Source organism: Sphingomonas sinipercae (genome assembly GCF_011302055.1).
GTDB lineage: Bacteria > Pseudomonadota > Alphaproteobacteria > Sphingomonadales > Sphingomonadaceae > Sphingomicrobium > Sphingomicrobium sinipercae.
This window is the reverse complement of record NZ_CP049871.1, coordinates 783,252-795,082: the sequence shown is the minus strand read 5'-3', so window position 1 is coordinate 795,082 and position 11,831 is coordinate 783,252. Positions and strand designations below refer to the sequence as shown.

The following is an 11,831-nucleotide window of genomic DNA, read 5'->3' as shown; positions in this document are numbered from 1 at the left end:
CGGTGCCAGTTGCACTTCTTCCCGCGTCGGCTAACCACCCATCGTCGCTTCTTTAAGGAACAAGAGCCATGCGCCACCACATTGCCTTGCTGCTCGCCGGATCGGCACTGATCGCCTCGCCCTCTTCGTCGGCAACGCAACGCACTGGCGCCGCAATCCCGCCGATGCTTACGGGCGCTCCCTCCGCGGCAGCGATCAACGCGCGCTGCAACCTGTTCGTGGCGCGCAGCACCGCCATGCGCAAGGCACTGGAAACATCGAAGCCCTCCTCCAGCCTCAACGCCCTGACCGCGTACGACCGGCTCCAGGAAGTCCTCACAGCCGGCGGCGGCGAAGCCACCATGTTTCGTCAAGTCTCGCCGACCGCAGCAAGCCGGGAGGCGGGCGAGAAATGCGAAGTGCGTATGGCCAGCGAAGGCACCAAGCTGTCGCTGTCCCGCCCTGCGTACGAGCGTCTCAAGGCGATCGATGCCACGGAGGTCGATGCGCCGACCAAATTGTACCTCGAACGCACGCTCGGCGGATTCGAGCGCGCCGGCATTGCGCTGGACACGGCCGGCCGCGCAAAGGCGCAGGCGCTGTCCGACGACATTTCGAGCGTCAACACCCAGTTCGAAGCGAACATTCCGAAGGGCCAGCGGACGATTACGGCGACTGTGGCCGAGCTGGACGGCCTGCCCCAGGACTTCCTAGACGCGCACAAGCCCGGTCCGGATGGCAAGATCACGCTGCGAACGGACAGCACCGACTACGTCCCGGTGATGACCTACGCGAACAGCAGTGCGCTTCGGCAGCGGTTTTACACCGAATATATGCAACGGGCCTATCCGCAGAACGATCCGGTGCTGCGCCAATTGATCAACACGCGCGACGAGTTCGCCAAACTCGTCGGCCGGCCGAACTATGCGACGCTCAACTTCGAAGACCGGATGCTCAACACGCCCGCGAAAGTGCAGGCGCTGATCGACGACATGGCGGCCGCTGCGAAGCCTGCGGCGGACCGCGACTATGCCAAGAAGCTTGCATTGCTTCAGCAGACGCAGCCCGGCGCCACGAAAATCGAGCCGTGGGACAACAGCTACCTCAGCCGCCTCGTCCAGAAGCAATCCTACGGTTATGACCGGCAGGAGGCGCGCAATTACTTCGCATACGACAACGTCCGCGACGGAATCCTGCAGCTGACCGAGCGCATGTTCGGAGTCGATATTCGGCCATGGAACACCCCGAAATGGGACAAGTTGGTCGAATCCTATGAGATGTACGACGACGGCAAGCTGATCGGCCGCTTCTATTTCGATTCGCACCCGCGCCCCGGCAAGTACGAGCATGCCAACGCGGTCCCAATCCGGCTCGGCACAAGCAGGCAGACTCCTATCGCGGCGCTGGTCATGAACCTTCCGGCCGGCGACCATTCCACGGGCCTGATGGAGCATCGCGATGTCGAAACGTTTCTCCACGAATATGGGCACTTGCTGCACTACATCTTCGGCGGCCAGACCCCGCGTTGGGCCGGGCAGAGCGGAGTGGCGACCGAGTGGGACTTCGTCGAAGCGCCGTCGCAAATGCTCGAGAATTGGGTCTACGACTACGACACGTTGAAGACGTTCGCAGTCAATGCGTCGGGCCAGCCGATCCCGCGCGAGCTCGTCCAGAAGATGAACAACGCGCGCTACTTCGATCTTGGCATGGGCGACATGCGCCAGCTCGCGCTGACCAACATCGCACTGCAATATTATCTCCGCCCCGCGCCTGAAGACCTGGGCGCGGCTGCTCGTGCCGCGTCTGCAAAATACGACACGCTGGCGATGCCGGCGTTTGCGCAGATGCAGGATAGCTTCAGCCACCTCGGCGGCTATGGCGCTGCTTATTACACGTACCGCTGGTCGGTGGTGATTGCCGACGACCTGTTCACGGAGTTCGAGCGCCGGGGATTGCAAGACGCCGCCACCGCCGACCGCTACCGCCGGCTGGTGCTCGCGCCGGGCGGGACGAGGCCCGCTGCGGACCTGGTCGCCGACTTCCTCGGCCGCCCGATCAGCCTCGACGCCTATCGAGCCAAGCTCGCCAAGGATAAGTGAAGCCGCAACTGGCGTTCGTGTCGTCGCGGGGTTAGTGCGCGCCTAACCCCAAACGACTCTTAGGACGCGAAGCCATGTTGCGTGACATCGACCATTTCATCGGCGGCGAAAGCTATTCCTCCGGCGATCGGACGGGAGACGTGTTCGACCCCAATCAGGGCAGCGTCCAGGCGCGGGTGCGCCTCGGCACAGCCCAAGACCTGCAACGGGCGATCGATGCCGCGAAAGCTGCGCAGCCGGCCTGGGCAGCGACAAATCCGCAGCGCCGCGCCCGCGTCATGTTCAACTATAAGGAACTGATCGAAGCGAACATGGACGAGCTCGCCGAGCTTCTTGCAAGCGAGCATGGCAAGGTCGTTGCGGACGCCAGGGGCGACGTTCAGCGCGGGCTTGAAGTGATCGAGTTCGCCTGCGGCATTCCGCAAGCCTTGAAGGGCGAATACACCCAGGGCGCGGGACCGGGGATCGACGTCTATTCGCTTCGCCAGCCGCTCGGCATCTGTGCCGGCATCACGCCGTTCAATTTCCCGGCGATGATCCCGATGTGGATGTTCGGCATGGCCATCGCCTGCGGCAACGCCTTCATCCTCAAGCCGTCCGAACGCGACCCGTCGGTCCCGGTGCGCCTGGCCGAGCTGATGAAGGAAGCCGGTCTTCCCGACGGCATCCTCAACGTCGTTCACGGCGACAAGGCGATGGTCGATGCCATTCTCGACCATGAGGACGTCAAGGCGATCAGCTTCGTCGGATCGTCCGACATCGCCCAATATATTTACGCCCGCGGGACCGCCAACGGGAAGCGCGTGCAGGCGTTCGGCGGGGCCAAGAACCATGGCATCGTCATGCCCGACGCCGATCTCGACCAGGTCGTCGCCGATCTCACTGGTGCCGCCTTCGGCTCGGCCGGCGAGCGCTGCATGGCGCTGCCGGTGGTCGTTCCAGTCGGCGACGAAACGGCCGACCGCCTCCGCGAAAAACTGATCCCCGCGATCGAGGCCCTTCGGGTTGGCGTTTCGACCGATCCGGACGCCCATTACGGCCCGGTCGTCAGCAAGGCTCACAAGGAGCGGATCGAGAGCTACATCCAGATGGGCATCGACGAAGGGGCCGAACTCGTCGTCGACGGCCGCGGCTTCAGGCTGCAGGGCAATGAAGAGGGCTTCTTCATCGGCCCGACCTTCTTCGATCACGTCAAGCCGACGTCCAAATCCTATCAGGACGAGATTTTCGGACCGGTGCTGCAGATGGTCCGAGCCCGCGATTTCGATGAAGCGGTGCGGCTGCCGTCCGAGCATGATTTCGGCAACGGCGTCGCCATCTTCACCCGCAACGGCCACGCCGCGCGCGAATTCGTCAGCCGGGTCAATGTCGGCATGGTCGGGGTCAACGTGCCCATCCCGGTGCCGGTCAGCTACCACAGCTTCGGCGGGTGGAAGCGTTCCGGCTTCGGGGACATCAACCAGTACGGCATGGAAGGCGTCCGATTCTGGACCAAGACCAAGGTCGTCACCCAGCGCTGGCCCGATGGCTTCGTCGAAGCCGGCAACAAGGACGCGTTCATCATCCCGACGATGGGATAAGCGACCAATCTGCGGCTCGGGAGTTTAGGTCGCCATGCGCAACCTATTTCTCCTGGGCTTCATCGCCACCCTCGCCGCCTGCGGCCAGGAGCCGGGGACCGTCGATAATGCGGCCAACGGCGCAGCGGCGTCAGCCGAAATCGACGTGCTGCCCCCGGACGACACTGTCGCGCCGCCAGAAGGCGACCTTACGACAGAGGTCGCCAGCGGACCGACACGCCCTGCGGACAAGTCCGACGCGCCAACCCTATCGATTCCGGCAGCACTGCATGGCCGCTGGGGGCTTGTGCCGGCCGACTGCACCTCGACCCGCGGTGACGCCAAGGGGCTCGTGACGATCGGCGAAAATTCGATACGCTTCTACGAATCCCGGGCCCGGCCGGTGACGCTCCGCAGCAGGAGTGATAGTGCGGTCGAAGGCGACTTCGCATTCACCGGCGAGGGGCAGGAATGGACGACGACCATGTCGTGGAGCGTCGCCGGCGACACGCTGACGCGCGTCGACAGCCCGGGTAATTCAAAACTGGTCTACAAGCGCTGCGCCGGCTGAGGAGGATTTCATGAAACTCTATTATTCGCCAGGTGCCTGCAGCCAGGCGCCGCACATCATCCTCCATGAAACCGGCCTGAGCCATGATGCCGTGCGAGCCAACCTGAGCGACAAGACCCTTGAGGACGGCTCGGACTATACGAAGATCAATCCGAAAGGCTCAGTCCCGGCGCTCGAGCTCGATAATGGCGAAGTGCTGACCGAAAACGCCGTCATCCTGCAATATCTTGGCGACCGCTCGAGCTTCGACCTGCTGCCGCCCTTCGGTGAATTTCGCCGCTATCGCGTGCTCGAATGGCTCGACTACATCACCACCGAGCTGCACAAGAATTTCGCGCCGATCTTCAAGCCTGATGCCACCGAGGAAGTGAAGGCTTTCGCCAGGAAGACCGTTTCGCAGCGGCTGGATTACGTCGATGCCCAGCTTGGCGAGGGCCCGTTCCTCCTCGGCGAAACGCTAACGCTTCCGGACGCTTACCTGTTCGTCATCAGCGGCTGGGCCGAAAAGATGCTCGACGGACTTGCCAAGTGGCCGAACATCCAAGCGTTCCGCCAGCGTATGCTCGAACGGCCTTCCGTTCGTACAGTGCTGCGGTCAGAAGGATTGCTTGAGGAGGAGAGCGCGGGTTAGAGGCCGCGCCCATGGACTCCAACGCGCACCAGTTCGAACTCACCGAGGACCAGCTCCAGATCCAGGAGATGGCACGCAAGTTCACGGCGGATGCCATCTCGCCATTCGCCGCCGAGTGGGACGAGAAGCACACCTTCCCTCGCGATACAATCCGCGAAGCCGCTGAACTCGGCTTCGGTGCGATCTATGTCTCGGAAGAAAGCGGCGGCATCGGCCTCGGCCGGCTCGAAGCCGCGCTGATCATGGAAGCGATGGCCTACGGCTGTCCGTCCACCAGCGCCTTCATCTCGATCCACAACATGGCGTCGTGGATGATCGACCGCTTCGGCTCGGCCGAGGTCAAGCAAAAGTATCTGCCGTCGATGATCACGATGGAACGGATCGGCAGCTATTGCCTGACGGAGCCGTCCTCCGGTTCCGACGCTGCCGCGCTTAAAACCAAGGCGGTCCTGGATGGCGACCATTATGTCGTCAGCGGCTCCAAGGCGTTCATCTCCGGCGGCGGCGAGAACGAGATTTACGTCACCATGGTGCGCACCGGCGAGGAGGGCCCCAAGGGCATCACCGCGCTGGTCATCGAAAAAGACATGAAGGGCGTTAGCTTCGGCGCGCAGGAGAAGAAGCTCGGCTGGCATTCGCAACCGACGGCGCAGGTCAATTTCGACGAGGTCCGGGTGCCGGTCGCGAACCGCGTCGGCGGTGAAGGCGAAGGCTTCCGCATCGCGATGATGGGCCTGGACGGCGGCCGCCTGAACATCGGCGCCTGCTCGCTTGGCGGCGCCCAGCGCTGCCTTGACGAGGCAATAGCTTACACGAAGGACCGCAAGCAGTTCGGCACCGCCATCGCCGATTTCCAGGCGACCCAATTCACGCTCGCCGACATGGAGACCGAGCTTCAGGCGGCGCGCTACCTGCTCTATGTCGCTGCGGCGAAGGTCACCGCCAACGCGCCGGACAAGACTCGCTTCGCGGCCATGGCCAAGCGCCTCGCGACCGACACCGGCTCCTCCGTCGTCGACCGCGCGCTTCAGCTGCACGGTGGCTACGGCTATCTGATGGATTATCCGATCGAACGATTCTGGCGCGACCTTCGCGTCCATTCGATTCTCGAAGGCACCAACCAGATCATGCGCGTGATCGTCAGCCGCGACCTGCTCCGCCAGTGACCGACGACATCATTGTCCGCCGCGACGGCGGCGTCGGCCGGATCCGGCTCAACCGACCAAAGGCGATCCACGCGCTGACCACGGAGATGTGCGACGCGATGTCGACGGCGCTGCTTCGCTGGCGGAGCGACCCGGACATCACGGCCGTCCTAATCGATCATGCCGAGGGCCGCGGCTTTTGCGCCGGCGGCGACGTCGTCATGCTGGCCAAGAGCGGCGCCGGCGATGCGTCCAAGGCCCGCGACTTCTTCTTCGCCGAATATCGGCTCAATCACCTGCTATTCACCTATCCCAAGCCGACCGTCGCGATCATGGATGGCATCACCATGGGCGGCGGCGTCGGCATTTCGCAGCCCTGCACCTATCGCGTGGCGACCGAGAACACCCGCTTCGCCATGCCGGAAACTGGCATCGGGCTGTTCCCCGACGTCGGCGGCGGCTGGTATCTGTCGCGCCTTCCCGGCCGGGTCGGGCAGTTCATGGCGCTGACCGGCGCGCGGCTGGATGGCGCCGAATGCCTCTACCTCGGTCTAGCCACCCACTATGTGCCGAGCGCCTCGATCGAGGAATTGGTCGACCGCATCGTGAAGGCGCCGGCGCGGGTGAAGGGAACGCTCGGTGGCGCGTCGGCCACCGCGCCCGATGGCAAGATCGAGGCCAATTTGGCGCAGATCGCCCGGCTGTTTGCGTCCGACGACTATGAGGAAATCCTCGCCGGGCTTGAGGCGGAGGAAAGCGACTGGGCAAAGACGGAACGCGCGACGCTCGGGACGAAAAGCCCACTGTCCTGCAAGGTCTCGCTCCGCCTGCTGGCGGAAGGCGCCGACCGCGCCAGCTTCGCTGACGAGATGGAGGCGGAATATGCGCTGGCCGCCAATGTCGTGCAGACTCACGATTTCCGCGAAGGCGTCCGCGCCCTGTTGATCGACAAGGACAACGAACCGCAGTGGGATCCGCCGATCCCGGCCGAGGTCGACGATGGCATGGTCGAGGCGCTGTTCGCACCGCTGCCCCCGGGCGAGCGCTGGACCCCATTCCCGGAGACCGAAGTATGAGCGACTACAATACGATCCTGGTCGAACGGCGCGGTGCCGTCACGCTAGTGACGCTCAATCGTCCGCAGGCGCTGAACGCGCTGAACAGCGAAGTGCTGAAGGAACTGACGGAAGCCTTCCAAGCTTACGACGCCGACCCGGCGCAGCGCTGCCTGGTCCTGACCGGCTCCGAAAAGGCATTCGCCGCCGGCGCCGACATCAAGGAGATGTCGAGCCAGGGTTTCGCGGACATGTATTCGTCCAACTTCTTCGCCGGCTGGGAGCAGGTCACCGCCACTCGCAAGCCGTGGATCGCGGCGGTGTCCGGCTACGCGCTCGGCGGCGGCTGCGAAGTGGCGATGATGGCGGATTTCATCATCGCCGCCGACAGCGCCAAGTTCGGCCAGCCGGAAATCAAGCTCGGCGTGACTCCCGGCATGGGCGGATCGCAGCGGCTCACGCTGGCGATCGGCAAGGCCAAGGCGATGGAAATGTGCCTGACCGGCCGGATGATGGGGGCAGAGGAAGCCGAGCGCTCCGGCCTCGTCGCGAAGGTCGTGCCCGCCGATCAACTCCTCGACGAGGCGATGAAGACCGCCGAGGCGATTGCCGCAATGCCGCCGCTCGCCGCCATCGCCACCAAGGAAATGGTCAATACCGCGCTCGAACTGCCGCTCGCGCAAGGCATCCGCTTCGAACGCCGCCTGTTCCACGGTCTGTTCGGGACCGAAGACCAGAAGGAAGGCATGGCGGCCTTCGTCGAGAAGCGTCCGGGTGAGTGGAAGGGTAAATAGTCGGTTCCCCGGCGAAGGCCGGGGCCCAGGCGGCGCTTTGCGCCGTTTCTTATTTTGGACTGGACCCCGGCCTTCGCCGGGGAACATGGAGTGAAAATGGCCAAGATCGCATTCATCGGCTTGGGCAACATGGGCGGCGGGATGGCCGCGAACCTCGCCAAGGCCGGACATGACGTACAGGCGTTCGACCTCAGCCAGGATGCGCTGACCCGCGCCGTCGAGCGCGGCTGTAAACAGGCGTCGTCCGCGGATGCCGCCTGCGAAGGCGCCGAAGCGGTCGTCACCATGCTCCCCGCGGGCAAGCATGTCGCCCAGGTCTATCGCGACCAGGTGTTCGGCAAGGCGCCCACCAGCGCGCTGCTGATCGACTGCTCGACCATCGACATCGCGACCGCTCGCGAGGTCGAGGAGCAGGCGTCGGCGCAAGGCTACACGATGGTCGACGCGCCCGTTTCCGGTGGCATTGCCGCTGCTGAGGGCGGCACCCTGACCTTCATGGTCGGCGGCTCGGAAGAAGGCTTCCGGCGCGCCCGCGAAATTCTCGAGAAGATGGGCAAGGCGGTCATCCACGCCGGCGGACCAGGCGCGGGCCAGGCCGCGAAGATTTGCAACAACATGCTCTTGGGCGCGAGCATGGCCGCAACCTGCGAGACGTTCGTCCTGGCGCAAAAGCTTGGGCTCGATCCACAGACCTTTTTCGACATTTCGTCGAAGGCGTCCGGCCAATGCTGGTCGATGACGTCCTATTGCCCTGTCCCCGGTGTTGGCCCCGAGACGCCGGCCGACCGCGACTATGAGGGCGGCTTCGCGGCCGCGCTTATGCTCAAGGACTTGAAGCTGGCGATGGAAGCCGCGCAGCAGTCGGGCGCCTATACGCCGATGGGCGGCGAGGCCGAGGAACTGTACCAGCGCTTCGTGGAACGCGGCGGCGGTTCGAAGGATTTTTCGGCATTGATCAAGATGATCGACGACAGCTGGAAGGTCACCGACCATCAGTGAGGGAGTTGCCAATGCGTATCCAGATGCTTGCCGGTCTCGCCGCTTTCGCGCTCCTCGCCAGCTGCAAGGGCCAGGAGACCGCGGACCAGCCTGACAACCAGTTGCTGATGTCCGCTGAAGCGCGGGCCGAGCAAGCATCCCCGCTGGGCAAACCGGTCGACTCGGCACGCGCCAAGACGCTGATGCTCGAGCGGCACGAGGGCATGGAGAAGATCGGCAAGGCGACCAAGGCCCTTCGCACCCAGCTTGGGGGCAGCAGCCCGGACTTGGCCGCGGTCAAGGCTTCCGCCGCGACGATCGACGCCCTCGCCCCAAAGGTGGGTGGTTGGTACCCGCCCGGCACGGGGCCCGATGTCGGCAAGACCCGGGGCAAGGCCGAAATCTGGCAGAAGCCGGCCGATTTTGCAGCCAAGGCGCGTGCCTTTGAGGGCGCCGCGCGGACGCTCAACGCCGCCGCGCAGAAGGGCGACATCGCTGCCAGCAAGGCGGCGTTCGGCAACCTCGGCAAGACCTGCTCGGCCTGCCACGACCCCTATCGCGCCAAGGGGCACGACTGACGTGACGGAAAAGCAGCGCGTTTGGGATGTCCCAATACGCCTGTTTCACTGGCTGCTTGCCGGCCTGATCGCATTCAGTTGGTGGTCGGCGGAAAACCATCACGGCGACTGGCACCTGTGGTCGGGATTCGGCATCCTGACCTTGCTGCTGTTTCGCATCCTTTGGGGATTTTTCGGCAGTTCGACGGCGCGCTTTGCCAGCTTCGTTCGTGGCCCGGCCTCGGTCTTCGCTTATCTGCGCGGCGAGTGGCGCGGCATCGGCCATAGTCCGCTCGGCGCCCTCAGCGTCGTCGCAATGCTTCTTGCCGTTGCGGTGCAGGTGGGACTTGGCCTCGTGTCCCAGGACGAGGACGGATTAGTGGCCGGCCCGCTAGCCGATCTCGTCGGGCTCGACCTGTCGGAACAAGCCACCGACCTGCATGAGAGCTTTTTCTACGTGCTGTTGGGGTTGATCGTCCTCCATCTGGCGGCGCTCGCTTATTACCGGCTGGTCAGGCGCAAAGACCTGATCTCGCCAATGATCACCGGCCGCGCGGGGGCCCAAGGTTTCGAAGGCATGCGCCCCGGCAAATGGTGGGCCGCACTTCTATGCCTTGCCGCAGCGATCGCGATCACCCGCTGGATCGTTGGCGGCGCACCGCCGTTCGGGGGTTGATACCCCCTCGCCGCGGGGCCACATCGCCCCCATGCTGATCCGCACCGAACAAACGCCAAACCCGTCGACGCGCAAATTCCTTCCCGACCAGACGGTCATGGAAGCCGGCACGCGCGATTTTCCGGACGCGGAGAGCGCCAAGGCGTCACCGCTCGCCAGCGCCTTGTTCGAAAGCGGCATGGTCGAAGGCGTGTTCTTCGGCCGCGATTTCGTCTCGGTCACTGCGACCCCGGGACTGTCGTGGACCGACCTTGAGCCGCTGGTCGTCGAAACCCTGCTCGACCATTTCGTCAGCGGCGCGCCGCTGTTCACTCCCGGATCTGCGGCGGGAATTCACATCGCCGACGACGTGGGGATGGACGACGACCCGGCCGACGCCGACATCATCGAGCAGATTAAGGAATTGATCGAAACCCGCGTCCGCCCGGCGGTCGCGCAGGACGGCGGCGACATCGTCTATCGCGGTTACAAGGACGGGAGACTGTACCTGGCCATGCAGGGCGCGTGCGCCGGATGCCCATCGTCCGCCATCACGCTGAAGCGCGGGATCGAAGGGCTGATCAAGCACTACGTCCCCGAAGTGGAGTCCGTCGAAGCGGTTTGAGCCTGGGGGGTTGCCCGGTGCCGTCGCATGTGACCACTATCCGGCCGATGCTTCTTGCGTTCGACACCTCGACCGCGGCGTGCACCGCTGCCCTGTTTGGCGACGATGGCGAATGCCTCGATCATCGTGACGAGGTCATTGGCCGCGGCCATGCCGAGCGGCTGGTGCCGATGCTCGAAGGCCTTCTCAACGGTCGCCGCCCCACTTCGATCGTCGTTGGAGTCGGGCCGGGTAGTTTCACCGGCATTCGCGTCGCCGTCGCGGCTGCTCATGGGCTGGCGATCGGCTGGGGCGCCGATGTGGCCGGAATGTCATCCCTTGCGCTGCTGGCGGCTTCGGCACGCAGCAAGGAAGCCGTCGCCTCGGCAATGCTCGGCGGACACGGGGAGCTGTTCGTCCAGCAATTCGGCGCGGACCTTTCTCCTGTGACGGAACTGCTCAACCTTCCGCCCGAAGCGGCTGCGCGCTCGGTCGACGCGGCGCTGGTGGTCGGACCGGCGGCCTCGATTTTGATCGACGCGCGCGGCTGGGGGGAAGCGCTGGACATCCTGCCATCGGCAAGGGACGCGCTCCGGCTACCCCCCGGCCTCAGGGCAGTGGAGCCGGCACCGATCTACGCCCGCGCGCCCGACGCCAAGGTGAAAAGCGCCGCATGAGCTGCAACCTGGTCGCGGTCGACGCCAAGCGTCTCGATGACGTCATGACGGTCATGGCCAGCGCCTTCGACCCCAATTTCGGCGAGGCCTGGACCCGCTCGCAATGCGCCGGAATCCTGCCGATGGCGGGCGTCCGGCTAATCCTGGCGGAGCATGACCGAACCGGGGATCCGCTCGGGTTTTCTTTGTATCGGACGGTGGTCGGCGATGCCGAGCTGCTGCTGCTGGGAGTCGCCGGCGCCGCTCAGCGGCAGGGAATTGGGCGGCGCTTGCTCGATCACTTCATTGAAGACGCGAAGCAAAACGGGGCGAACAGAGTGCATTTGGAAGTTCGCGACGGCAATCCCGCGATCCGGCTATACGAACAGTCCGGATTTTCCGCGGTCGGGCGAAGGCACAAATATTACCGCGGCTTGGACGGGATGCAGTACGACGCCCTGACCTTCTCGCTGGCGGACTAACGAAAGTATAGGGCGGCAAGTTACTGTTGCTTATACATCCCCGCGCGGACTAAAAGTTCTGCGGTG

The 11,831-nt window shown here is 64.5% G+C and carries 13 protein-coding genes; all 13 read left to right on the top strand.

What is annotated here, in order from left to right; translation table 11 throughout:
* Window positions 1-68: 68 nt before the first annotated feature.
* Window positions 69-2,078 (top strand): M3 family metallopeptidase, encoded by a 2,010-nt coding sequence (locus tag G7078_RS04025; RefSeq protein WP_166093239.1) that lies wholly within the window; start codon window positions 69-71, stop codon window positions 2,076-2,078.
* Window positions 2,079-2,155: 77 nt separating this feature from the next.
* Complete coding sequence (locus G7078_RS04020; protein ID WP_166096113.1) at window positions 2,156-3,658, top strand: CoA-acylating methylmalonate-semialdehyde dehydrogenase; 1,503 nt, start codon at window positions 2,156-2,158, stop codon at window positions 3,656-3,658.
* A 34-nt stretch (window positions 3,659-3,692) separates the two neighbouring features.
* Window positions 3,693-4,208 (top strand): hypothetical protein, encoded by a 516-nt coding sequence (locus G7078_RS04015; RefSeq protein ID WP_166093237.1) that lies wholly within the window; start codon window positions 3,693-3,695, stop codon window positions 4,206-4,208.
* Window positions 4,209-4,218: 10 nt separating this feature from the next.
* Window positions 4,219-4,839, top strand: coding sequence for a glutathione transferase GstA (gstA, locus tag G7078_RS04010; RefSeq protein WP_166093234.1), 621 nt, complete (start codon window positions 4,219-4,221; stop codon window positions 4,837-4,839).
* A gap of 11 nt (window positions 4,840-4,850) precedes the next feature.
* The gene (locus tag G7078_RS04005) at window positions 4,851-6,005 is read left to right on the top strand and encodes an acyl-CoA dehydrogenase family protein (RefSeq protein ID WP_166093232.1); all 1,155 of its coding nucleotides are present in this window, start codon (window positions 4,851-4,853) and stop codon (window positions 6,003-6,005) included.
* Window positions 6,002-7,060 carry an enoyl-CoA hydratase/isomerase family protein gene (locus G7078_RS04000; RefSeq protein WP_166093230.1) on the top strand — a complete coding sequence of 353 codons (1,059 nt, stop codon included), beginning with the start codon at window positions 6,002-6,004 and terminating at the stop codon, window positions 7,058-7,060. Before G7078_RS04005 ends, G7078_RS04000 begins: the two co-directional genes overlap by 4 nt.
* Window positions 7,057-7,833 (top strand): enoyl-CoA hydratase, encoded by a 777-nt coding sequence (locus tag G7078_RS03995; RefSeq protein ID WP_166093228.1) that lies wholly within the window; start codon window positions 7,057-7,059, stop codon window positions 7,831-7,833. The genes G7078_RS04000 and G7078_RS03995 overlap by 4 nt, the downstream gene beginning before the upstream one ends.
* Window positions 7,834-7,923: 90 nt before the next feature.
* Window positions 7,924-8,832, top strand: a complete 909-nt coding sequence (gene mmsB, locus G7078_RS03990; protein WP_425505259.1) for a 3-hydroxyisobutyrate dehydrogenase — start codon at window positions 7,924-7,926, stop codon at window positions 8,830-8,832.
* 11 nt (window positions 8,833-8,843) lie between these two features.
* Entirely contained in the window at window positions 8,844-9,389 is a 546-nt protein-coding gene (locus G7078_RS03985) for a c-type cytochrome (protein ID WP_166093223.1), read from the top strand.
* A 1-nt stretch (window position 9,390) separates the two neighbouring features.
* A complete protein-coding gene (locus G7078_RS03980; RefSeq protein WP_166093220.1) occupies window positions 9,391-10,044 on the top strand; it encodes a cytochrome b/b6 domain-containing protein in 654 nt (217 codons plus the stop codon).
* Between the two features lie 31 nt (window positions 10,045-10,075).
* Window positions 10,076-10,648, top strand: a complete 573-nt coding sequence (locus tag G7078_RS03975; protein WP_166093218.1) for a NifU family protein — start codon at window positions 10,076-10,078, stop codon at window positions 10,646-10,648.
* Between the two features lie 29 nt (window positions 10,649-10,677).
* Window positions 10,678-11,304, top strand: coding sequence for a tRNA (adenosine(37)-N6)-threonylcarbamoyltransferase complex dimerization subunit type 1 TsaB (gene tsaB / locus G7078_RS03970; RefSeq protein ID WP_246166471.1), 627 nt, complete (start codon window positions 10,678-10,680; stop codon window positions 11,302-11,304).
* Window positions 11,301-11,765 (top strand): GNAT family N-acetyltransferase, encoded by a 465-nt coding sequence (locus tag G7078_RS03965; RefSeq protein WP_166093216.1) that lies wholly within the window; start codon window positions 11,301-11,303, stop codon window positions 11,763-11,765. The genes tsaB and G7078_RS03965 overlap by 4 nt, the downstream gene beginning before the upstream one ends.
* The last annotated feature ends 66 nt before the right edge of the window (window positions 11,766-11,831 follow it).